Annotated in this window: 17 protein-coding genes; 14 read left to right on the top strand and 3 right to left on the bottom strand. The window is 56.6% G+C overall.

Features of this window, described 5'->3' with window-relative positions:
* Positions 1-73: 73 nt before the first annotated feature.
* Entirely contained in the window at positions 74-2,902 is a 2,829-nt protein-coding gene (gene polA / locus JK199_RS02010) for a DNA polymerase I (RefSeq protein ID WP_212373469.1), read from the top strand.
* A gap of 2 nt (positions 2,903-2,904) precedes the next feature.
* A complete protein-coding gene (locus JK199_RS02015; RefSeq protein WP_212357096.1) occupies positions 2,905-3,519 on the top strand; it encodes an SCO family protein in 615 nt (204 codons plus the stop codon).
* Between the two features lie 209 nt (positions 3,520-3,728).
* Here JK199_RS02015 and JK199_RS02020 read toward each other — a convergent pair whose 3' ends face one another.
* Complete coding sequence (locus tag JK199_RS02020) at positions 3,729-6,347, bottom strand: TonB-dependent receptor plug domain-containing protein (protein ID WP_212373471.1); 2,619 nt, start codon at positions 6,345-6,347, stop codon at positions 3,729-3,731.
* Positions 6,348-6,553: 206 nt separating this feature from the next.
* Here JK199_RS02020 and JK199_RS02025 point away from each other — a divergent pair, with 206 nt between their 5' ends.
* The 10 genes from JK199_RS02025 to JK199_RS02065 all read left to right on the top strand — a co-directional run bounded on the left by JK199_RS02025 (position 6,554) and on the right by JK199_RS02065 (position 19,256).
* Entirely contained in the window at positions 6,554-7,666 is a 1,113-nt protein-coding gene (locus JK199_RS02025) for a pyridoxal phosphate-dependent aminotransferase (protein WP_212373473.1), read from the top strand.
* Positions 7,667-7,774: 108 nt separating this feature from the next.
* A complete protein-coding gene (locus tag JK199_RS16120) occupies positions 7,775-8,296 on the top strand; it encodes an ABC transporter substrate-binding protein (protein ID WP_342356273.1) in 522 nt (173 codons plus the stop codon).
* A 35-nt stretch (positions 8,297-8,331) separates the two neighbouring features.
* Positions 8,332-9,489: an ABC transporter substrate-binding protein gene (locus tag JK199_RS02030; protein WP_280528573.1), complete on the top strand. Its 1,158-nt coding sequence runs from the start codon at positions 8,332-8,334 to the stop codon at positions 9,487-9,489.
* On the top strand, positions 9,486-10,487 hold the full coding sequence (locus JK199_RS02035) for an ABC transporter permease (protein WP_212373475.1): 1,002 nt from the start codon (positions 9,486-9,488) through the stop codon (positions 10,485-10,487). The genes JK199_RS02030 and JK199_RS02035 overlap by 4 nt, the downstream gene beginning before the upstream one ends.
* A 13-nt stretch (positions 10,488-10,500) precedes the next feature.
* Complete coding sequence (locus JK199_RS02040; protein WP_212373477.1) at positions 10,501-11,475, top strand: ABC transporter permease; 975 nt, start codon at positions 10,501-10,503, stop codon at positions 11,473-11,475.
* Entirely contained in the window at positions 11,465-12,616 is a 1,152-nt protein-coding gene (locus JK199_RS02045) for an ABC transporter ATP-binding protein (RefSeq protein WP_212373599.1), read from the top strand. Before JK199_RS02040 ends, JK199_RS02045 begins: the two co-directional genes overlap by 11 nt.
* On the top strand, positions 12,613-13,674 hold the full coding sequence (locus JK199_RS02050; RefSeq protein WP_212373484.1) for an ABC transporter ATP-binding protein: 1,062 nt from the start codon (positions 12,613-12,615) through the stop codon (positions 13,672-13,674). The genes JK199_RS02045 and JK199_RS02050 overlap by 4 nt, the downstream gene beginning before the upstream one ends.
* A 68-nt stretch (positions 13,675-13,742) precedes the next feature.
* Positions 13,743-14,510: a lysophospholipid acyltransferase family protein gene (locus JK199_RS02055; protein ID WP_212373486.1), complete on the top strand. Its 768-nt coding sequence runs from the start codon at positions 13,743-13,745 to the stop codon at positions 14,508-14,510.
* Between the two features lie 111 nt (positions 14,511-14,621).
* On the top strand, positions 14,622-16,040 hold the full coding sequence (locus JK199_RS02060; RefSeq protein ID WP_212373494.1) for an FAD-binding oxidoreductase: 1,419 nt from the start codon (positions 14,622-14,624) through the stop codon (positions 16,038-16,040).
* Positions 16,041-16,235: 195 nt separating this feature from the next.
* Positions 16,236-19,256 (top strand): glycosyltransferase, encoded by a 3,021-nt coding sequence (locus JK199_RS02065; RefSeq protein WP_212373496.1) that lies wholly within the window; start codon positions 16,236-16,238, stop codon positions 19,254-19,256.
* A 500-nt stretch (positions 19,257-19,756) separates the two neighbouring features.
* On the opposite strand, the gene JK199_RS02070 is transcribed toward JK199_RS02065, so the two are convergent.
* Together JK199_RS02070 and JK199_RS02075 are read right to left on the bottom strand one after the other, a co-directional pair.
* Positions 19,757-20,359 carry a histidine phosphatase family protein gene (locus JK199_RS02070; protein ID WP_212373498.1) on the bottom strand — a complete coding sequence of 201 codons (603 nt, stop codon included), beginning with the start codon at positions 20,357-20,359 and terminating at the stop codon, positions 19,757-19,759.
* A gap of 5 nt (positions 20,360-20,364) precedes the next feature.
* On the bottom strand, positions 20,365-21,297 hold the full coding sequence (locus JK199_RS02075; protein ID WP_025828094.1) for a ribose-phosphate pyrophosphokinase: 933 nt from the start codon (positions 21,295-21,297) through the stop codon (positions 20,365-20,367).
* A gap of 207 nt (positions 21,298-21,504) precedes the next feature.
* Here JK199_RS02075 and JK199_RS02080 point away from each other — a divergent pair, with 207 nt between their 5' ends.
* On the top strand, positions 21,505-22,380 hold the full coding sequence (locus JK199_RS02080; protein WP_212373500.1) for an ABC transporter permease: 876 nt from the start codon (positions 21,505-21,507) through the stop codon (positions 22,378-22,380).
* A 3-nt stretch (positions 22,381-22,383) separates the two neighbouring features.
* Complete coding sequence (locus tag JK199_RS02085) at positions 22,384-23,220, top strand: ABC transporter ATP-binding protein (RefSeq protein WP_086656552.1); 837 nt, start codon at positions 22,384-22,386, stop codon at positions 23,218-23,220.
* The last annotated feature ends 32 nt before the right edge of the window (positions 23,221-23,252 follow it).

Below are 23,252 nucleotides of genomic sequence, written 5' to 3' on the forward strand. Positions count from 1 at the left end.
GACCGGGCCGGGGCGCATATCCCCGGCTCATTCATCCGTCTCACCTTTTCCGGCCAAGCCCTGCAAGAGTTTCATGACCAACACAGACACACCCCACCTGGTACTGGTAGATGGAAGCGGCTTTATCTTCCGCGCCTTTCATGCCCTGCCGCCCATGACCAGTCCGGACGGGGTGCCGGTCAACGCGGTGTATGGCTTTACAAACATGCTGGCCCGCCTGCTGCGCGAACATGTGGGGACGCATCTGGCCGTTGTTTTTGATGCCGGACGGCAGACATTCCGCACGGAAATTTATCCGCAGTATAAAGCCCACCGGCCCGAACCGCCGGAAGACCTGCGCCCGCAGTTTTCGCTGATCCGTGACGCGACCCGGGCCTTCAATGTGCCCGCCATTGAACTGGCCGGGTGGGAAGCGGATGATCTGATTGCCTCTTATGCCACCTCCGTGCGGGAGATGGGCGGAACCTGCACCATTGTCTCCTCCGATAAGGACCTGATGCAACTGATTGGCCCTGGCGTGTGCATGCTGGAACCCATGAAGCAGACCGCCATCAGCACGCCGGAAGTGGAAGCCAAATTTGGCGTCACCCCGGATAAGGTGGTGGACGTACAGGCCCTGATGGGAGACCCGACCGACAACGTGCCCGGCGTCCCCGGCATTGGCCCGAAAACAGCCTCTGCACTTGTGAATGAATTCGGCACGCTGGAAGCTGTGCTGGCCGCCGCGCCGGATATGAAAAAATCCAAACGGCGCGATATGCTGATTGAGCATGCCGAGGCCGCGCGCATCTCCCGCAAGCTGGTGGAACTGGCGCGGGATGTGCCGCTGCCCGTACCTGTGGAAGACCTTGGCGTGCGGGAGCTCGACAAGTTGATGGTGGCCGACTGGCTGGAAAGTATGGGCTTCCGGTCCGTGCTCACGCGTCTGGGTGTGGGCCATCCTTCGGGCGCGCATGCGCACCGTACCGCCCGCGCCACGGCCCATGCCTCCGTCAACGGCGCGGCTGCCCCCACAGGCGCAGAAGCAACAGCGCCTGATAACGGTCAGTCCGCACAGGCCGCCGCCTCTCTTGCCACGGCCTATGGCCCGTATGAAACGGTGCGCACCGCAGAAGAGCTTCAGACATGGGTCACCGCCGCGCAGGAAGCCGGTGTGTGTGCTGTGGATACAGAAACCGACGGGCTTGACCCGCTCAGCGCCAACATGGTGGGTATTTCTCTGGCCACTGCGCCGGGCAAGGCCTGCTATATCCCCCTGCGGCATGAGGGAACGCTGGAAGAACCGGCGGGAGAGCAGCTTCAGCCCACCGCGGCACTTGACCTCCTGCGCCCTTTGCTCACAGACCCCACTGTTCTGAAAATTTTCCAGAACGCCAAGTTTGACCTGCTGGTCTTTGACCATGCCGGGCTGGACTTTACGACCATCAGCCCGGTGGATGACACCATGCTGATCTCCTACGCGCAGTCCGCCGGGCAGCATGGACAGGGGATGGATGAACTCTCCACCCTGCATCTGGGCCATACCCCCATCAGCTATGACAGTGTGACAGGCACCGGACGCAACCGGATTCCGTTCACGCAGGTGCCGGTGGCCCGCGCAACGCCCTATGCTGCGGAAGACGCCGATGTCACGCTACGGCTGTGGTATCTGCTGCACCCCACCCTGCGCACCAATCAGGCGCTGGCCCTGTATGAACAGCTTGAGCGGCCGCTCTCACCCGTGCTCGCCAGCATGGAAAAAGCCGGGATCGCGGTTGATCGCGCCGAACTGGGCCGTCTGTCTGAAGATTTTGCCAGCCGCATGGCCGTCATGGAAAAAGAAATTCATGAGGCCGCAGGGCGTGACTTTAATGTCGGTTCCCCACGCCAGCTTGGTGAAATTCTGTTTGATGAGATGGGTTTGAAGGGCGGCAAACGCGGCAAGGCAGGCGCATGGAGCACGGACTCCTCCGTGTTGCAGGATCTGGCTGATCAGGGGCATGACCTCCCTGCCCGCGTGCTGGCATGGCGGCAACTGGCCAAACTGAAAAGCACCTACACGGATGCGCTGCTACGACAGGCCACGACGGATGACCGGGTGCATACCTCCTTCCAGATGGCCATCACCACCACGGGCCGCCTGTCTTCCAATGACCCGAATTTGCAGAACATCCCCATCCGTACGGAAGAAGGCGGCCGCATCCGGCGGGCTTTTATTGCGCCTCCCGGCAAGACGCTGATTTCTGCTGACTATTCCCAGATTGAACTGCGCCTGCTGGCGGATGTGGCGAATATTCCAGCCCTGCGGGAAGCATTTGAACTGGGGCAGGATATTCATGCCCGCACGGCCTCGGAAGTCTTCAATATTCCGCTGGAAGGCATGGACAGCCTGACCCGGCGCCGCGCCAAGGCCATCAATTTCGGGATTATTTACGGTATTTCCGCTTTTGGTCTGGCCCGCCAGCTCGGCATTCCGGCGGGGGAAGCCCGGGCCTATATCGATGCCTATTTTGCCCGGTATCCGGGTATCCGTGACTATATGGAGCGCATGCGGGAACAGGCGCGCTCCACGGGCTATGTGCTGACCCCATTCGGGCGGCGGTGCTATGTGCCGGGCATTCATGAAAAAAGTGCCGCGCGCCGGCAATATGCAGAACGGCAGGCTATTAACGCGCCCCTGCAGGGTGGGGCTGCGGACATTATCAAACGCGCAATGGTCAGGCTGCCTGCAGCCCTGAACGACGCCGGGCTTTCCGCCCGGATGCTGCTACAGGTGCATGACGAACTGCTGTTTGAAGCCGATGCAAAGGACGCTGACGCCGTGGCCGCACTGGTACGCACAGTCATGGAAGCCGCGGCAAGCCTGTCCGTGCCGCTGGTGGTTGAAACAGGAACAGGCGCAAACTGGGCAGAGGCACATTAAGCATGACACCGAACGAAAAACGATTTGCACTGATTGCGGCGGGTATTCTGGTTGTGGCCAGTGTGACGGGCTATGTGGGCACGCGCATTGCCCTGCATCATGGCCCCACACTGGACAGCTATGGCAATGAAGTGGGCGGGTCTTTCCGCCTGATGGATTCCACAACAGGCACCATGACAGACCAGACCTTTCGGGGCCGCTGGATGCTGGTGCTGTTCGGCGCAACCCACTGCGCAGAAGATGCCTGCACTCCGGCGCTGACCAGCATGTCCGCCGCACTGGACAAGGTGGACCCCGGCAAACGGAAGGCCGTGATTATTTTTGTCAGCCTTGACCCGGACCGCGATGATGCAGAACGCCTGCGTCTGTATGGCCAAAGCATCAGCCCGCGTGTTGTGGCAGGCACAGCCGCCCCCGGCCCGCTGGCGGATCTGGCAAAGGAATATCATACAACTGTTGAAAAACGTCCTGACCCGGAATGGACTTATGCCATGCAGATGTCACCCCGCTTTGTGGTGATGGACCCGGAGACCCGCTATGCCGGAACCGTGGACGCTACTCTGAGCGCAGACGCCATGACTGAGGCGCTCAAAAAGATCATGGCCCCTAAAGACTAAGCCACCATTATGTATTTTCGAGAACCGGAGAGGTGAACATGTCTGAAACAACGCCCTGACCAGACTTGAAAACGCACCTGATCCATTTTGAAGCACGCCTTCAGACCTGCGGAAAAATCGAAAAGAGCGTCTGGTTTCAGACAATAAAAAACCTGCCAGACCATAATATGTTCTGGCAGGTTTTCCGGTCATTTTAAACAACTAGCCCTTTAGAAATGTGCGTCAATCCGGCCATAGTAATAGCCGCCGGTAATAGGCACCTGAGCAGAGTTGGCGTCATACATCCGGCCGCCGTAATTGTTGTTCAGCGGATTAACGCGGCGGGGGCGCACATTGAAAATATTGTTTGCTCCGATGGCAAAATGCCAGTGGGGCGTGGCGCTATACCCCACTTCCAGATCTGTCAGCCAACGCGGTGTGTTCTTGAACTGGGCAAAGCAACTGTTTGAATAGCGCAGCGCCTTACCGTTATTGTCACAGATCGCGCTGGACGGCGTCCAGTCCTGATAACCCAGCATGGTTGTTGTCTCACCATAGCGCGTCTGACGCAGATTGACGTCCCATTTCCCGACTGTCCAGAACGCATTCAGGATCAGCTTGCTGCGCGGGTAGGCCGTGGTGATATAGCTGGCTGTTGCCGCGGTGAGCAGAGAGGTAGGAACGCCGTTGACCATGGCTGAAGCCACGTGGCTCAGACGCGTGCGGTTGAGGTCCAGCGTAGCAGAGAGGTTGAGATTACCGTAGCGGTTCATTCTCAGCAGATAATCCGCCTTCAGATCAAACCCCTGCGTGCGGGTGCTGGCGCCGTTTGCAAAGTAGTAGGTGCTGACAGCATTAGGGTCCAGACCGGAGGGAAGCACAAACCCAAGCTGCTGCAAGGCTGCAATCGCCGTGGGGCCGTTATTGGACCCACCGGCAATAATGCGGTCACGAATGTTGATCTGATACACATCAGCTTCAACATGCAGGCCTTTCAGAGGTTCAACCACCAGACCACCGCTGGCGTTCGTGGAGCGTTCCGGCTTGAGGGGCGCAGCCCCCAGCAGACGCGCGGCGGAGGAACTGACAGGCAGCAGACCCGCAACAGTTGTCGCGCCGACGTTAATGGAGCTGAAATGCTGCTCGGCAAGTGTCGGGGCACGGAAGCCGTTGCTGATGGTCCCACGGATTGAAATCCGCGGTGTGATATCATACCGCGTTGAGACCTTGCCGTTTTCCGTATTCCCGACGTCTGTATAATGTTCAAAGCGTCCGGCGAAATCGACGTCCCAGTTTTTCAGAGGATGGAAATCACCATCCAGATATCCGGCCCAGATATCACGGCTCCAGTTCCCGGCGTTCTGCGGGCTCAGGCCCACATAACCCGCCATGCCCCCGGCCTCATAAGAAGGTGGGGTCCCGGCTTTGATCTGATATGTTTCCAGCCGGTGTTCCGCCCCAAAGGCGATAGTGGTCGGCGTGGAAAATCCGGTTTTGAAATTTCTTCTGAAATCCAGCGTATTTGTCCACTGCGCCATACGATAAGTTTCCGCACGGGTGCTGGTGGGGGACCAGCCGCATCCATCCGTCGAAACATAGGCGCTTGTGCTGGTGGGATTACTGCTGCGCGGAATACATTTGCTGCTCAGCATGCCCGCATTGGCGCTGTTTTTATCCCCGATTGCATCTTCATCCGCGCCATATGTCGTGCTGAGATCCCACGCGAACCCGAAGAAATTATCGCCTTTCAGACCAAGTGTGGCGGCGTAGTCATTTTCTTCAATTGTCTCAAGGGGAGAAAAGCCGGAGGGGTAAAGGTCGGGCAACGTATTCGGAGTGCGATAATTCTGATACGATTCCGCATGCCGGTGCGCATATGTAATCAGCCCGTATCCCTGCACACCCTCTGTCAGGGTTTTTCCAAAGGCAATACTCAGATTTTCACGCGTTTCTTCCGGCGTGCTCATGACTTTATTTGAATTTTTCGGGACAGAAACTGGGCCTTTGTACAAGGCTGTGCCCGCACCTGCCGGAGCAGACCCCATCAGACGGTGGTCCTCTGTATAGGGGACCATGTGGTCGGTATGATAAACCTGCCCGCTGAGATGCAGATAGCCATCTCCACCAAGCGACAGACCCCCATCCACGCTGGTCTGATATTGCCAGCCATCCCCGTTATACGCATTGGCGCCTGTCTGGGCGCTCATATTCAGACCGTGGTTTGTTTTCCGGGTAATGATATTCACCACCCCGGCAATGGCATCAGACCCGTAGAGCGCGGCAGCCCCGTCTTCCAGCACTTCAATATGATCAATAGAGGCTGCGGGGATCATGTTCAGATCAACCGGCGTGGCACCAAATGCTGGCCCGGCATCGGCATAAATATTTGCTGTTGTGTGGCGGCGTTTACCATCCACCAGAACCAGAACCTGATTAGGATTAAGCCCGCGCATACGGATGGCCGAGGTTAAGGACCCTGCATCATTCCCCATGGCGCTGACATTGATGGATGCATATGTCCGCGTGAGCGCATCGGCCAGATTCATCTGCCCGGACCGCCGCAGCGTGGCGGCAGACAGCACACTGACAGGCGATGTACTCTGTCGGGCCTTGCGGTTGACGGCGTGGGTGCCGGTAACAATCAGGGTTTCCCCTGCGTTGGCAGCAGCCGGTTTTTCTGACGCATGAGGCGCTGCGGCTTTTGCTTTCTTTGCCGCTGCTTTTTTTACCGGACCTGCGTTTACCGCTTTCTGCTCCTTTTCCGCCGTTGCGGCGCTGGCAACCGGGTTCTGTACAGCAAAGCCAAATGTCAGAACGGTTGAAACCAGAAACGCTTTCCTGAGTGTCATGCGTGTATCCAGAATGAAAGAAGGATTAAAAATCACGCGCTGGCTATCAAACAGCGTCCTCTATAAAAAGTGAAACTATTATGACATTTAATATTTATACTTTTATATACTCATTTTAATTTCACAAATAAGGAAAATCATTCTAAGAAAGATCAATTAACCATCACTATTAAACCTGAATAATAATTTATATTTAGAGGATATCCATGCCTGAGTTTAACAGACGCTTTCTGATACAGGCTGGCAGTCTACTGGCCCCCGCGATGTGGGCTGGCCGGAGCAAACCTGTCATGGCCGCACAGGAAAAAGCGCCTGCATCCTACGCGCGGCTGAATGTGACGGAAAATCCGTTTGGGCCCTCGCCCGCGGCGCGCAGGGCTATTATCGCCTGCGTGCCAGACGCTCCTTATTATGTGGAAAATGACCACACTTTGCGCGATAAAATAGGAGAGCAGGAAAATCTTGAGCGTGATAAAATTGCTTTATCAAATGGCTCTCTGGATGCGCTCTCTCTTCTTTCAAGTGATATTGGGCGGAAGGGCCATATTCTGGCCCCCCAACCGACTTACGCCACGCATCTGAATTACGCCCAGCGCCGGGGTGTAGAGGTGCGTTACGTGCCTCTGACACAGCATGCCATTGATCTCGACGCGCTGCGACGCGCCATAACACCGCAGACAGCAATGGTGTACCTTTGCAACCCCAACAACCCGACCGGCGATATGCTGGATCATGCAAAACTTCTTTCCTTTTGTGAGAATGTTTCCAGAACATGCCCGGTGATTGTGGATGAAGCCTATTTTGAGCTGCTGCCCATGGCGGAGCAAATGACTGTCTCATCACTCGTCCATTCCGGACATGATGTGATTGTCGCACGCACCTTTTCCAAAGTGTATGGTCTCGCCGGGTTGAGAATTGGCTATATTCTGGCCCAGCCTGACCGCGTTAAACAGCTTTACAGCCTGACGACGACATCCCGTAATCAGGCAGGCTATGCTGCGGCGCTGGCATCCCTTGGGGATAAAGAGTACCTGAACGGGGCTATCCGTTATCTGACGTCATGCCGTGCCATGATTTATGATATCTGCAAGACAAATGAACTGACTTTCCTGAAAAGTCATGGCACTTTTGTATATGTCAATACTCTGCGCCCGGCCGAAAAAATGAAAGCGGCTCTGGCGCAGCGTGGTGTGGATATTCGCGTGTTTGACTCACCCGACTATCAGACCTGGATCCGGGTCGGCACGGCCACCCCTGCGGAACTGGAGCTGTTTGGCCGCGTGCTTCCCGCAGCGTTGCAGGCCGTGCCCAAAGCCTGAGGGATGTGCCAGATGTAAACTGGCTTTTACAAATCGTTTCGGTTTCTGCATTGTGTGGTGGGTCACAGCCTTTTAAGGTCTCCTCCGGTTTTTGGGGTGAGAGGCATAGTGCAGAAACGCTCTTTTTATGTGGGATATACGCTGGCCAGCCTGCTGGCTGCTGCCTGCCCCCTCTCCTATTCCCATGCTGAATCCACCAGTCCAGCAGCACATTTTGCCACAGCCTCTGAGGCTCATACGGGCGGAACCCTACGGCTGGCCGCACAGAATTCCGGCGGCACACTGGACCCTCAGGTCTCTTACATTTCCCTGATCAAACAGCTTGAAACGCCAGTTTATGATGGATTGCTCGCCTTCCCCAAATTTTCCGGCCCTGCAGCGCAGCACGTCATTGCCAATCTGGCAGAAACCGTTCCACAGCCAGAAGACGGCGGACGGACCTATCGCTTTATCCTTCGGCCCAACCTGCGGTTTTCAGATGGACAGCCTCTGACTGTGGAGGATGCTGCTGCATCTTTCCGGCGGTTGTTCAAAGTCGGCAGCCCCACTGCTGGCCCGTACTATAGTCATATTATCGGGGCGGATGCCTGCCTGCATGACCCGGCACACTGCACGCTGGCGGGGGTATAGAAACGGATACCGCCACCCGCACCCTTACCTTTCATCTGACAGAACCGGACGCTGAGTTTCCGGAACGTCTCGCATGGTTCCATGCCGCCATCCTGCCTGCCAGCACTCCACCGCATGATACCGGGAACACGGCCCCTCCGGGCACCGGCCCCTACCGCGTGACCCATTATGACCCTGCGACGGGCATGGTGCTGGACCGCAACCCGTATTTTCAGGAATGGGCGCATGATGCCCAGCCTGCCGGATATCCGGACCGTATTGACGTCACTTTCGGGCTGGACCCGGAAGGCGAAGTAACGGCCATTGAAAACGGCCAGTATGACGTGATGTATGAAGATGTACCGCTGGACCGACTGGGGGAAGTTGGCAGCCGCTACGCACAGCAGGTGCAGATTTATACCCTGCTGCTCTATTACTATGCCGCTCTGAATGTCCAGATCCCGCCATTTCAGTCCCTCAAGGCCCGGCAGGCTCTGAATTACGCCCTCAACCGGCATGCCATGGTGATTTATCATGGAGGTGAGGCCGTTGCGGCCCCGCTCTGCCAGCTTCTGCCACAGGGCGCGCCGGGGTATGAACCCGCCTGTGCTTATACCAAAGGGGCCTCCCCCACGCATCCGCTGCACCAATGGCAGGCCCCTGATCTGGCAGAAGCCCGCAGGCTGGTGCGGGAAAGCGGCACCGCAGGGCAGAAAGTGACCATTGTCGCCCCACTGGAAGGGCGTTACGCCGCCATGGCCATGGAACTCCGCAGCACGCTGGCCAGTCTGGGATATGATGCAACGGTGCGCAGCATGACGCAGACGGTGCAGTTTTCTTACGTGCAAAACAGTGACAACCATGTGCAGCTTGCGCTGACTGGATGGAATGCGGATTACCCCTCCGCCTCCAGCTTTCTGCAAACTCTTTTTGCGTGCGCCAGCTTCCGCCCCCATTCTGATAATTCGCCCAATATGTCGGCCTTCTGCAATCCGGACATCGATGGCCTGATGACCAGAGCGGCAACCGCGGCCCTGACGAGCCCGGAAGAAAGCGCAGAGGACTGGGCGGAGGTTGACCGCGCCCTGATGGCGAAGGCTCCGGCTGTGCCGCTGGTGCAGATCAAACGGGTCCGCCTGTTGTCAAAACGCACGCGTAACGCCATCGTAACACTTAATGATGAAATCCTGCTCTCGCAGCTTCAGGTCCAATGACATCTGAAGCGTCACCCCCTCCCGGCCCATGGCAACAGGCGCTGCGTGGCCTTGTCCGCAACCGGGCCGCTATGGTCTCCCTCGCGGTTCTGGTGCTTATCACCCTGAGCTGCCTGCTGGCCCCGCTTTATGCGCGGGACATTGCCCGGACAGACCCATTCACTTCCAATGTGGCTGGCAGCATCACGCTGGACGGGCATGAGGTGGATATCATGCAGCCGAACGATAACCCGCTGCACCTTGGCCTGAGCCCCATTGGGCCGACCGGCCATGCGGCCTATCTGCTAGGGGCGGATAGTCAGGGGCGGGATGTTGCGGCCCGGCTCCTGTATGGGGGGCGCAATTCTCTGCTGATTTCTGCCTGTGCAGCGGTTCTGTGCCTGCTTCTGGCCGCAGTTGCGGGCATTGCCGCCGGTTTTTTTGGCGGGCTGGTGGATACCGTGCTTTCACGCCTGATGGATATCATGTGGGCTGTGCCGGTTTATCTGTTCGCCATCTCACTCTCCATCGTCACGGTCAGTCAGGGGTTGAAGCTGGGGCCGTTTGTGGTGGAAGCCGATAGTCTGCTGATCCCCATTGTGATTATTGCGCTGGTGTATGTGCCTTACGCAGCGCGGCCGATCCGGGGCCGGGTTCTGGCGTTGCGGCAGGCAGAGTTTGTCACCGCGGCACGCTGCCTTGGCGTGCCACGCTGGCGCATTGTGCTGTTTGATATTCTGCCAAATGTGAGCACAACGCTTGTTGTCCTCGGGCCGCTGCTGATGGCGCTTTCCCTGCTGGCGGAGAGTGCGCTCTCCTTCCTGTCCCTCGGGGTGCAGGCTCCGGCGGCGTCATGGGGGACGATTATTCAGGATGGCGAGGGGCTGATCTACACACGCCCCATGGTGGCTATCGCCCCCGGCCTTGCCATTGTGCTGGTGGTGCTGGCCCTGAATATTCTGGGCGATGGCCTGCGGGACGCGCTGGATGTGCGGGATGCCGCGCGGCGGTCCTCATGAGGAGGACTGACGCATGATAAAGGCGCTCCTCCGTCGGCTTGGACAGACAGTCTTCGTCCTGTTTGGCATTTCCGCACTGGTCTTTCTGGTCTTTTTCGCAACACCGGGCGCAGACCCTACGGCCCGCATTGCCGGACGCAATGCCTCCCCCCAGACCATGGAAAAAGTGCGGAAAGAATACGGGTTCGACCGACCGCTGCCCGTGCAGTACGCCACCATGATGAAAAAGCTGTTCATCACGCAGGACCTCGCCTCCTACGTGGACCGGGGCGAACTGGTGGTGCCGGAAATTGCCCGTGCGGCTCCGGTTACGGTCTCTCTGGTCTGTGGTGCGGCGATCATCTGGGTCGTGGTGTCCATCGCCATGGGCACCCTCGCCGCCGCGCTGAAAGGCACCTGGACAGACCGGGGGCTGATGATGCTCGGGCTGATTGGAATTTCCATGCCGGTCTTCTGGCTTGGGCAGGTGGCTAATCTGATCACGCAAAGCCGGTATCATGACACATGGCTGTTCTCATGGGTGCCGGGGCTGGGCTATGTGCCCCTGACGGAACATCCGTGGGGCTGGTTCAAGGCGCTGGTTATTCCATGGCTCGTTCTGGCCGTCATGTTTATCGGCATTTACAGCCGGGTGCTGCGGGCCGATCTGGTCGCCCTGTCCGGCGAAGACTTCATGCGCACGGCGCGGGCCAAGGGACTATCCCCCACCCGTGTCCTGCTGCGGCACGGGCTGCGCACTTCCATGATTACCTTTGTCTCACTCTTCGGGCTGGATTTCGCACAGCTTGTGGGCGGCGGCGCTTTGCTGACAGAGGTGGTGTTCGGCCTGCCCGGCGTCGGGCGGCTGACGTATCAGGCGCTCACCAATCTGGATCTGCCGCTGATTATGGCCACAGTGATGTATTCCGCCGTGTTTGTTGTGCTGGCGAATGCGGTGGTGGATATCCTCTATCTGTTTCTGGACCCGAGGGTGCGTGATGCCCGTTGAAGCACCCCTTCCAATCCCCACTCCCCTGCTGGAAGTGCGCAACCTGTGCGTCAGCTTTCCCTCCCGGGGGCGCATGATCCCGATTGTGGAAAACGTCTCTTTTACGCTGGGTGAGCGGGATATTCTCGGGCTGGTTGGAGAGTCCGGTTCTGGCAAATCTGTCACCGCCATGGCGCTGATGGGACTGATTGACAGCCCCGGCGTGCAGATTACCGGCTCTGCCCTGTTCCGGGGGCAGGATCTGGTAGGGTTGCCGCAAAAGGCACTCCGCCGCCTGCGCGGGCGCGAGATTGCGATGATCTTTCAGGACCCGATGACGGCGTTTACGCCGGTTTATACAATCGGCTGGCAGATTGATGAACAGATCCGCGCGCATGAGCGTCTCTCCCGCAGGCAGGCCCGCGCCCGCACGGTGGAACTCCTGGCAGATATGGGCGTGCCCGACCCCGCCCGCACGGCAGACCGCTACCCGCACCAGCTTTCCGGCGGCCTGCGGCAGCGCGCCATGATTGCTATGGCGCTGTCCTGCAATCCGTCTCTTCTGATTGCGGATGAACCCACCACCGCGCTGGACGTCACGGTGCAGGCGCAGATTCTGGACCTGATCCGCTCCCTGCGCAGCACCTATGGGTCCTCCGTGCTGCTGATTACGCATGATATGGGCGTAGTGGCGGAAACCTGTGACAAGACGCTGGTGCTTTATTCCGGCCGCGTGGCGGAGAGTGGTCCGACGGAAGCCCTGTTTGCCCACCCCGGCCACCCTTATACGGCAGCTCTGCTGGCCTCCATCCCACCACTGGACGGCCCGCGCCCGCATCGCCTGCCCGCCATTGCCGGAGCGCCTCCGGCTCCGCTGGAACGCCCTGCTGGCTGCGCCTTTGGGCCACGCTGCGCTTTTGTGCATGCCACCTGTCTAGACACCCCGCCGCCGCTGGTGCCAACAGGAACAGCAGGCAGCCCCCATCAGATGCATGGGGCAAGCGACCAGCCCGGGCAGTTCGCCGCCTGTGTGTTACCGGCAGAGGGCACACCTCTCCCCCCGCGCGAGGGGAACGCATTTTCTGTAAACCCCGCCGCTCCCCCCTCAGCCCGGACAATGACGCTTCCAGCACCTTTCTCAACCGGAGAGGGGCTGCCATGACCCGCCTTCCGCATGCCGCCACCTCACCCGCTGCGACGTTGCCGCGTGCCAGTGCCAGTGCCAGTGCCAGTGCCAGTGCAAGTGCAAGTGCCAGACCGCTGCTGGAGGTACGGGACGTCCGCAAGATCTACCATCTGCCGCGCGGACAAACCCTGAAAGCTGTTGATGGTATCTCACTCTCCGTCATGCCCGGAGAAGTGCTGGGACTGGTTGGAGAATCCGGCTGCGGCAAATCCACCCTTGGGCGGTGCCTGCTGCGCCTGACAGATGTGTCCTCCGGCCAGATTCTGTTTGACGGGCAGGATATTACGGCCCTGAAGGAGCGCGCCCTGCGCCCGTTACGGCAGCAAATGCAGATGGTGTTTCAGGATTCTTACGCCTCCCTCAACCCACGCCGCCGTATCGGGGATCTGCTGGCCGAACCGCTCCGGGTGCATCCCGGCCCCGGCGGACGCAAACGCTCCTGCGCAACCATTACGGCGCGCCTGCATGAGCTGATGGAACTGGTCAGCCTGCCGGTAGGCGCACTGGACCGCTACGCGCACGAATTTTCCGGCGGGCAGCGGCAGCGGATCAACATAGCCCGTGCGCTGGCCCTCTCCCCCCGGCTGGTTGTGGCGGATGAACCTGTCTCGGCGCTGGATGTTTCCGTGCAGGCCCAGATTGTCAATCTGTTTGCCGATCTTCAGGCCCGGCTGGGGCTGACTTATGTATTTGTTGCGCATGATCTGGCCGTAGTGCGGCAAATTTCCACGCGCGTGGCCGTCATGTATCTGGGGGCGGTGGTTGAACTGGGCGAAACAGATGCCGTGCTGCACCACCCGGCGCATCCGTATTCCGCCGCGCTGACTGCTGCGGTGCCGCGCCCTGTGGTCGGCGCTGCGCGTGCCGCACCGCTGGGGGGCGATATTCCAAGCCCCGTGGCGCGGCCCTCAGGGTGCCGCTTCCATACACGCTGCCCGGCTATGCAGGAGCGCTGCCGGATGGAAGAGCCTGCCCTGCGCGCAATCGGGCCGGGCCATTTTGTCGCCTGTTATTTTCCGCTGGCAGAAGGGTAAGCGGGTTAGTATGCAGAAAAGCCCTTATCCTGAGGGCGATCCCTCTGACGAATAAAGCCCGAGCCCGCATGTTCCGCCTTTCCGCTTTAAGCGCCTGTGTGCGTTTTTACGCCGCCCTGCTGGGGATTGCCGTCATTTTTCTGGCGCTGGACGCAGGAAGCTGTCTGCTGCGAGGCCTTTTCCCTGAGGGAGAGAAACGACGGCGTCTGGCCCGCCACTGGCTCCATTGCGTGGCCGGTTTTTCAGTGCGCTTTCTCCACAGGATGGGCATTCTGGACTGTGACCTGCGTGACCTTACCTCTCTGCGGGATGAAACCGGACTGGTGCTGGTCGCCAACCATCCCTCCCGTCTGGATAGTCTGATTCTGGCCGCGGCTCTCCCGCGCATGGTCTGCGTGACAAAAGCCTCCATCTGGGAGCGCCCGACACTGGGCACCACACTCCGCACCGCAGGCTATATCCGGCATGACAGCTTACTCAAACTGATTGGCCCTGCGACAGACAGATTAAAAGAAGGCTGTCAGGTCCTTCTGTTTCCCGAAGGAACACGCTCCAGAGCGGATGAAGAGACCGGACCACTCCAGCCGGGCTTTGCGGCCATTGCCCAACGCACTCGCTCTGCCGTGCAGCCCATTCTGATTGAAACAAGTTCCCCTTATCTTTCTCAGGGATGGCCTTTCCTGCGCCGCCCGCCGCTCCCCATGCGCTACCAGTTCCGCCTCGCACCCCGCTTCCCCGCTCCAGCCCGTGACGAAGCCAGTGGCCGTGCCTTGGTGGAAACGACGGCTAGGGTGTTGAAGCAGGGTGTCACAAAAACACCCACACAAAATGCATAAGAGATAATCGTTAAGGCAATTAGTCCGAAAATCATAAAATTTTACCGGACACCCATTTTGTTTTATAAAATTAGACTATGACTGCCTCTGGTTCTTTCTGGATATTTCGTGATGCCTGAAAACTCCGCCTCTGCCGCCGACCGCCTGCATGCTGTTCTGACCACGCTGCGGGCCAGCATGGCTGACCAGATCAGCACAGCCCCATCCGTGCGGGAAGAACATAGCCACGGCGAGGCAATGACAGCAGCGCGCCTTCCGGAAGCCGTTATTTTTGCGGAAAGCACGCAGGATGTTTCTGTTGTTCTGAGCGCCTGTCACGCGCATCGTGTGCCGGTTGTCGCTTTTGGTGCCGGGACGTCTATTGAAGGGCACGTCGTTCCGCCCGAACACGCGATTAGTCTTGATCTCTCCCGCATGACGGACATTCTTGCCGTTAATGCGGAAGATCTGGACTGCCGCGTGCAGGCGGGACTGACCCGGCAGAGTCTGAACGCGCAGATCCGCGATACGGGCCTGTTTTTTCCGGTTGATCCGGGTGGGGAAGCGACACTGGGCGGCATGTGTGCCACGCGCGCCTCTGGCACTGCGGCAGTCCGCTATGGCACCATGAAGGAAAATGTTCTTGGTCTGACTGTTGTTCTTGCAACGGGTGAGGTTATCCGTACCGGAGGACGTGTTCGGAAATCCTCCACCGGGTATGATCTGACATCTCTGTTTATCGGGTCTGAAGGCACGCTTGGGGTTATCACGGAAGTCCAGCTCAGATTGCATGGGCGGCCTGAAACATTATCCGCAGCCGTTTGCCAGTTTGAAAACCTGCATGACGCAGTACAGACTGTTATGGAAATTATTCAGTGCGGGATTCCTGTTAACCGTGTGGAACTAATGGACCCTGTGCAGATGCAGGCCTCTATTCAGTTTTCCAAACTGGAAGGGTATCGTGCGCTTACTACATTATTTTTTGAGTTTGCCGGAGCCCCTGCCGCCGTGCAGGAACAGGTGAATGCCACGGAAGCACTGGCAGAGGCCAATAATGGATTAGGCTTTGCGTGGGCCGAAAGTGCTGAAGACCGCTCCCGCCTCTGGAAAGCGCGGCATGATGCGTTCTGGGCCGCAAAAGCGCTGGCGCCACAGGCACGCGTTATTTCAACGGATTGCATTGTACCAATCTCCCGCCTCGGCACCCTGATTGACGGGGTGTATCAGGATATCAAAGCCTCTGGCCTGCGTGCTCCTCTGCTTGGCCATGTTGGAGATGGCAATTTTCATACTCTGATTATTACAGAAGACACTCCGGAAGGGCACGCGCAGGCGTGGGAACTGGATAAGAAAATTGTTGCCCGTGCACTGGCTCTGGAGGGCTCATGCAGTGGAGAACATGGTGTTGGGATGGGGAAGCTGGATTTTCTGGAAACAGAACATGGAGCAGGAGCCCTGAGCGTAATGCGCGCCCTGAAAAACACCCTGGACCCTCATCATATTCTCAATCCGGGGAAGCTTCTTCCTGCTGGTCCGGCCTATACAGGTTAAAACGCCCATACCTTCTGAGTGCAGCAGAAACAGAAGTGGCTCTTATAGAAGCTTCTGTTTCTTGCTAGCCTCAAGAACTCAACGTTGAAACATTCCCTTCTTTCTTCGGAAAAACCCGAACTTCACTGGACTTCTTTTTAAATGAATTTCTTGCATATTTCTTTTAGTATGAGAATAACACAAGAAAGATTTTAAATGATTACAGAGAATGTTATTTTCAGAAAATTTTTGAATAAGATTCTTCTGGTTATAAATAATGCTCTGCAATCAACAAAAAATGAATTTCCACCCTTAGAAACATATCTGGAGAATTTAGAATATCAGCAGAAAATTGAACCCGATAATGGACTGATTACAACAGGAATTGGGGTGGCGCGCCTTCTTCTTGGCATTCCGTCCGCGTCTGAACCGTTTGAACTGATCAGATCCCGGTCGGGGTCAAGGCTTTGCCGTATTTTACTGGTCGCAACCAGACTCAGATTTTCTCACTACACGCTCGCTTTAGAAGAATTTCAGTCTCTGCTTGCCAATTATACAGAAATTGATCTACCCGCTTTTCATGCTCTGGCACAGACAATGTGTTTTGTCACGAACAGAGCAGGATGGTGCACATTTTCAGGTTCAGGGAAGTTACATTTTGTTTTTCGACGCCCTGTTTTACTACAAAACATTCATCTTGTTATAGATGGCACCCTCTATCCTGCCGATTCCTTTGAAACTCTATTTGACGCCCAGAAACTGACCGTTCAACTTCCAAAGAACTGGACACTCTTTAAAAATATTGAGGTGAAAATTCAAAAAGAGACAATACTAGGAGGATGCTTTGAAATAACGTATTTTCTGAAAACTGAGGGGTTTGTCACTTCTGATTCAGATGGATTGTCTGGATGGGCCCGTTACCCGTCCAACCCGGAACGAGGCGTCAAACTTATCATGTTCCCTCAGGATCATACCCAGAAACCTGTTATTCTTTTTACCAGCACACTAAAATTCTTTTCTCCTGAAAATATCTCCGGAGAAACCATCAGACATACCTTCTTTATAAAACAAGAAAAACTTGAGCATAAGGGAACGCAATTTAGGGTCTGCTCTGAACACGGGACCCCTTTATATGGCAGTCCTCTTTCTCTGAATCCCTTTGCGGATATTGCACGGGCGTATGCTGAGAATGTCACGCTGCGTTTTCCTGCCAAATGCATGACACCTCAGACATTCCACTCAAGAGCATTTTACAAAAGAACAGATAAAATAAGAAAATTGGTTCCTGTTTTGATTGTTATTCCTGTTTACGACGGGTTCGAGGCAACAAAGACCTGCATTGACCTTTGCATGCAGCACAAACCGATTCATGCCCGGATCATCATAATCAATGATGCGTCTCCTAATATTAAAATTTTCGAATATATTTCTACGTTTCAGAAAAACCCGGATGTTTTTATTGTCCATAATGAGGAAAATCTTGGTTTTCCAAAATCAGTCAATAAAGGAATACGGCACCGAATGGTGCATGAAGATGTTGTATTGCTAAACAGCGATACGCTGGTCTGCCGCAACTGGCTGGGTCAACTGCAAAAAGCTGCTTATGCGCAGACTGACATTGGTACAGCGACACCTCTTTCAAATAACGCCACAATTTTTAGCTATCCTTCGGTGACGGAAGTCAATCCTGTGCCTGATGCGAGAACCTGTCAGGTGATCAGTGCCGTTATGGAAAAAATCTGGCAGGGCCAGACAGTGGATGTTCCGACAGCACATGGATTTTGTATGTATATCAAATCCGCCTGTCTGGATCAGACCGGCCTGCTGCGGGACGACCTTTTTGCGCAGGGTTATGGGGAAGAGAATGATTTTTGCCGTCGTGCCGCCGCATTAGGCTGGCGGCATGTTGCCTGTCTGGGAACGTTTGTCGGGCATGCTGAAAGCCAGTCTTTCAGCCCTGTTAAATCCGATCTGATTGCGCGTAACCTGACAATTCTGAACGGGCACCATCCCGGCTATGATCAGCTTATCATCCGATGGCAGAACCATGATCCTCTTGCCTTTTACAGAAAACAACTGGATCTCGCCCGGTTACGCCGCAACACTCCGAATTTAAAATCCGTCATTCTGATCATGCATGACCGGGAGGGCGGCATTTTGCAGCATGTCTGGCATCGGGTTTCCCTCTATGAGCAGGCGGGAATTTTTGCATTTGTTCTGTATCCGGATACCCATAGATCTGGTCGGCTTCTGTGGCGACTGAAATCGCTCCGTGACAAAGACTATCCTAATCTGACCATTCCAAGGAATATGTTTGCTTTCAAAACACTCTACAAAGATCTTAACTGCATTCAATTTGAAATTCACAGTTACATTGGGAGCGGTATCGAAAATATTTATCGTCTTATACGGTCAGGCTTACCGTATGACGTCTATATTCATGATTATTCATGGTTTTGCCCACGCATCACCCTTGTTGCCAGCCATAACCATTATTGTGGCGAACCTGACCTTCAGACCTGCCTGACGTGTGTGCGGACATTCGGCAGCAAAACGGGAGATCCCGCCCCGCTCCAGAAACTTCGAAACTGGAGCGGCACTCTTCTGGACAACGCACAGCACGTTATCTGTCCATCCCGAGATACAGCAAACCGTGTAACCCGACAGTTTCCGGCTATCAGACCAGACATCAGGCCATGGGAAACAGTGCTTAATACTGAAACGCTTCTCTTCCCTCAAAAACAGCACCATGAAAAGCGTATCATCGGGATACTGGGCGCAATCAGTATTGAAAAAGGTTATGATATCCTTCTGGAAGTAGCGAATTTTATTAAGACGCACCATCTCCCGCTTCATCTCGTTCTGATCGGGTATAGCTGTGATGATGCGCCTCTTCTGGAAACAGGCATGGTGACCGTTACCGGGCGCTACAAAGCTTTTCAAATTCAGGCACTGACAGACAAGTATGCTATTGACTGGTTTTTTCTGCCCTCTCTCTGGCCTGAGACATGGTCCTATGTCTTAACCCAGATATGGACGAGCAACCGGGCCGCTATTGTGTATGATATTGGCGCACCCGCAGAAAGAATAAAGCAGGCCGGTGGCGGTCTGGTGATTCCGCTCCACACCCCGTTGCCGTCTCTTATTGCTGTTCTTATGGCTCCCTACGACTATGCAGGAGCTTTTACCACACATGGAGAAGTACTTGCTACTCTGTCAGCCCCGGTGTTACTTTGAATAAATAAAGCTGCCCTTTAAAATCATCAGATTCTTGGTGTGGAAAAATATGATAAATCCTCTGGAAGAAATTATATTGCTTATTTCTTTAGCAGGGGCTTTCATTACAATCCCCGTGCTTCTAATTCTCGGCCTGACCCTGACAATTAGGGAAATTCTTTTCTATTGTAATACCCGAATAAAAAAGGCCGGATTAGTGTTTATTGCCCTTCTTTATTTGTGGGGTCTATTTTCTTATGCTGTGATGATGTTTGTCTTTGAGCAATTTGGAGAAAGTATGTTCTCAGCGGTTATCCCATAACGTGCTGGCTGTAAATTTCCCCAAACAGCGCCCTTTTTCGTCTTGAGCAGACGAGCGCCCATGCAGAGCGGGAAGTTCTATATGAAGAACCCTTGCGCAACGTCTCTGATCTTTTCAACGTCTCTCATCTTTTACACTGAATTCTATCAGCGCATCTGAAAAACAGAGTGAGAAAGGCTGCGACACTCAGTGTCGCGTCTTATCCTTCCATGACAGTCAGATGCCAGTCCGGTCTGACTTTGTCTTCTGGCGGCTGAATCCACAAAGGTGTTGCGTTGGGCAGCCGGACATTTGCAGGCAGGCTCATGGCGGCCCGCAGCGCGCGGAACAACGCCCCGTGAGCAACAATCAGAGGAGTTCCCCCGGCGTCCGTCGCCCGGTTAACAGCCGCGACAGCCCGCGCGCGCAGGTCCGCAAACGGTTCCGCACCGTCCGGCGTGTAGTCTCCGGCAATCCAGCTATCGTACCAGTCTCCCATAGGCTGGCCTTCCTGCTCACCAAAGCAGACTTCTTCCAGCCCGGTATCCGTGGTGAGCGGCAGAAGAGCATGCCCCTGCGCAACCAGCCCCTGCTGGACAATTGTTGCTGTTTTTAAAGCACGGTCCAGAGGGGAGCTGACAATATGCGTGATCGGCGCATGTGTCTGAATGGCGTCCTGAAACAGCTTTGCCGCCGCATCCGCCTGAGCAATGCCTGTGGCATTCAGGGGCACGTTGGTGCGTCCCTGAGACAGGCCGTCCCGATTCCAGTCGGTCTGGCCGTGGCGAAGATACCAGTAAGAGCGGTGGGAAAGCTGTGCCATGGATCTCAATCAAACAGGGAGGAGACGGAACTTTCATCAGCGACAGCCCGCATGGCCTGCGCCAGCAGCTTGGAAATGGTCACCTGCCGGATGTTGTGCGCTGCCTCAACACTTTCAGTGGCCATGATGCTATCCGTCAAGGTCAGCATTTCAATCGGGGAGTTGCCGACACGCTCCACGGCCTTGCCGGTCAGCACGCCGTGCGTCACGTAAGCCCCGACGGACGCCGCACCATTATCCGCAATTGCCTGCGCGGCATTGCACAGGGAGCCACCGCTATCAACAATATCATCCACCAGCAGACAGTGGCGGCCACGGACATCGCCGATCACGTTCATGACTTCAGACACACCGGCGCGTTCACGCCGTTTGTCGATGATTGCCAGATCGGTATTCAGACGCTGGGCAAGCTGACGGGCACGCACCACACCGCCCACATCCGGGGAGACGATCATCAGATCCCGATCCCCGTAGCGGGTGCGGATATCACGCGTAAACAGCGGAGCGGCGTAGAGGTTATCCACCGGGATATCAAAGAAGCCCTGAATCTGCATGGCGTGCAGGTCCAGCGTCAGCACGCGGTTGGCCCCGGCCTCTACCAGCAGGTTGGCAACCAGCTTGGCGCTGATTGGCGTGCGGGGACCGGACTTACGGTCCTGCCGCGCATAGCCAAAATACGGGATGACCGCCGTGATTCGCCGGGCGGACCCGCGCCGCAGCGCGTCCAGCATCACCAGCAGTTCCATCAGGTTGTCATTTGTCGGCGTGCAGGTGCTCTGGATGACGAATACATCCTCACCACGCACATTTTCATGAATTTCGACAAAGACTTCCATATCCGCAAAGCGGCGGACAGTCACATCACACAGCGGCAGAGACAGTTCCGCGGCAACGGCTCTGGCCAGCGGCAGATTGCTGTTACAGGCGACAATCTTCATAATAAGGAGGCTTCCCGGCTTTTCTACGTTAGGATGAGTAGCGACAGCGGGGCCGGGTTTAGCAACCACAACGCCTGTTGTCATCCATGAGAGATGCGACACAGGTCAGACAAATGCTCAGCGTGGCAAAAAAGCACGCTCTGAGCATCCCCTTCCCACCCGGCCTCTTGCACACAGGGCCTCTGTTCTCTATCGCCATAAAGTATCATGGACAGCATGCAGACCACCCCGGTAACCGGCCATTCCCCTTCCGCCAGCACACCTGCGCCGGTGCTCACTCTGCTGCCGGAAAAAGGTGCGTCCTACATCCGGCATGCATGGGCAGACTTCCGCGCCGGGATGAAGCTGGCCCGGCTGGGCACCACACTGGGCTGGCTGGATATCAAGCTGCGCTACCGCGGCTCCATCCTTGGCCCATTCTGGCTGACGGCCTCAACCGCCGTCATGGTTGCCGCGATGGGCGTGCTTTATGCCTATCTGATGAATATGGATGTGCATAAATATCTGCCCTTCCTGACGCTCTCTCTCGTTCTGTGGGGGTTTGTGGGCAGTACGCTTCAGGATGGCTGCACAACCTTTACATCCGCCGCCAGCCTGATCCATTCCGCCCGGATGCCTTACAGTCTGCATGTGCTGCGCGCCACGGTGCGCAATTTACTGACTCTGGCGCACAATATTCCGGTGGTGCTGGTTGTTTTTCTGCTGTTCCGTGTTGTTCCAACATGGTCCTGGACCATACCCGCGGCCTGTGCGCTGTGGATTTTTGACAGCTTTATGGCCACGCTCCTGCTTGGGATTCTGGGCGCCCGCTTCCGGGATGTGCCACCCATTGTCGCCAGTACGCTGCAAATCCTGTTTTTTGTCACTCCCATTCTCTGGGCGCCGGAACTGATGAAAACCGGCCAGGACTGGCTGCTGCTGGACCCGTTTTTCCCGCTGCTGGAAATCCTGCGGACCCCGTTTACGGGTGACATTGTTAAGGCTGCCATCTGGCCGGCAGCCCTTGCCTGGTCTGCCGGGTTGACCGTGCTGACCTTCGCGCTGTTTGCCCGCATGCGGGCCCGTCTGGCCTATTGGGTGTAACGCATGGTTGGAATTACGGTCCGCGATCTGGAAATTTCTTTCCCGCTTTATCACGGCAACGCCCGCAGCCTGAAAAAGACCCTCCGCAACTCGCTGAGTGGCCGGTTTACGCATGATGAACGGGACCGTGTGGTGGTGCAGGCGCTCCGGGATGTCAGTTTTACGCTCAACCCCGGAGACAGGCTGGGGCTGGTCGGTGGGAATGGCGCGGGGAAGACCACGCTGTTACGCGCGCTGGCCGGGATTTATGAACCGGTGGGCGGCAGCGTGACTGTTACCGGACATATTGGCACGCTGCTTGACCCCTCGCTGGGGATGAACATGGAGCTGACAGGCCGCGAGAATATCCGCCTGCGCGGCATGTTTGCCGGCCTTTCCCCGGCCGCCATCCGGGCGGTGGAAGACGATGTGGAAGCCTTTGCCGGGCTTGGCTCTTTTCTGGACCTGCCGGTGCAGACATACAGTTCCGGCATGACCGTCCGGCTCTCTTTTGGTCTGGCAACGGCAATCATGCCCGATGTGCTGCTGATGGATGAATGGTTTATGGCGGGGGATGCCTCCTTCCGCCAGCGCGCCCGCAAGCGGCTGGAAACACTGGTCTCCAAGGCGGATATTCTGGTGCTGTCCAGCCACATGGCCGATATTATGGCGGACTGGTGCAACCGGCTGATCTGGCTGGAAAACGGGCAGATCCGGATGGATGGCTCCACCCGTGAGGTTCTGGAAGCCTATCTGGGCCGCCCGCTGGAAGAGCCGGAGAAAGACGCAGCCAGCCCGGACACCCTGCCGGACCTTATTCAGCCCGCGCCGGATGCTGCCGAACCGGTAATTCTCCCCTGACGGTCTCCCGCCCACACTCTGCCGTGCGCTCC

This window comes from Acetobacter persici, assembly GCF_018256955.1.
Taxonomy (GTDB): Bacteria; Pseudomonadota; Alphaproteobacteria; order Acetobacterales; family Acetobacteraceae; genus Acetobacter; species Acetobacter persici.

Bases quoted from the DNA above. Each gene is read 5' to 3' on its own strand.
- polA (WP_212373469.1), top strand. From the start codon at position 74: ATGACCAACACAGACACACCCCACCTGGTACTGGTAGATGGAAGCGGC.
- JK199_RS02015 (WP_212357096.1), top strand. From the start codon at position 2,905: ATGACACCGAACGAAAAACGATTTGCACTGATTGCGGCGGGTATTCTG.
- JK199_RS02020 (WP_212373471.1), bottom strand. From the start codon at position 6,347: ATGACACTCAGGAAAGCGTTTCTGGTTTCAACCGTTCTGACATTTGGC.
- JK199_RS02025 (WP_212373473.1), top strand. From the start codon at position 6,554: ATGCCTGAGTTTAACAGACGCTTTCTGATACAGGCTGGCAGTCTACTG.
- JK199_RS02035 (WP_212373475.1), top strand. From the start codon at position 9,486: ATGACATCTGAAGCGTCACCCCCTCCCGGCCCATGGCAACAGGCGCTG.
- JK199_RS02040 (WP_212373477.1), top strand. From the start codon at position 10,501: ATGATAAAGGCGCTCCTCCGTCGGCTTGGACAGACAGTCTTCGTCCTG.
- JK199_RS02045 (WP_212373599.1), top strand. From the start codon at position 11,465: ATGCCCGTTGAAGCACCCCTTCCAATCCCCACTCCCCTGCTGGAAGTG.
- JK199_RS02050 (WP_212373484.1), top strand. From the start codon at position 12,613: ATGACCCGCCTTCCGCATGCCGCCACCTCACCCGCTGCGACGTTGCCG.
- JK199_RS02055 (WP_212373486.1), top strand. From the start codon at position 13,743: ATGTTCCGCCTTTCCGCTTTAAGCGCCTGTGTGCGTTTTTACGCCGCC.
- JK199_RS02060 (WP_212373494.1), top strand. From the start codon at position 14,622: ATGCCTGAAAACTCCGCCTCTGCCGCCGACCGCCTGCATGCTGTTCTG.
- JK199_RS02065 (WP_212373496.1), top strand. From the start codon at position 16,236: ATGATTACAGAGAATGTTATTTTCAGAAAATTTTTGAATAAGATTCTT.
- JK199_RS02070 (WP_212373498.1), bottom strand. From the start codon at position 20,359: ATGGCACAGCTTTCCCACCGCTCTTACTGGTATCTTCGCCACGGCCAG.
- JK199_RS02075 (WP_025828094.1), bottom strand. From the start codon at position 21,297: ATGAAGATTGTCGCCTGTAACAGCAATCTGCCGCTGGCCAGAGCCGTT.
- JK199_RS02080 (WP_212373500.1), top strand. From the start codon at position 21,505: ATGGACAGCATGCAGACCACCCCGGTAACCGGCCATTCCCCTTCCGCC.
- JK199_RS02085 (WP_086656552.1), top strand. From the start codon at position 22,384: ATGGTTGGAATTACGGTCCGCGATCTGGAAATTTCTTTCCCGCTTTAT.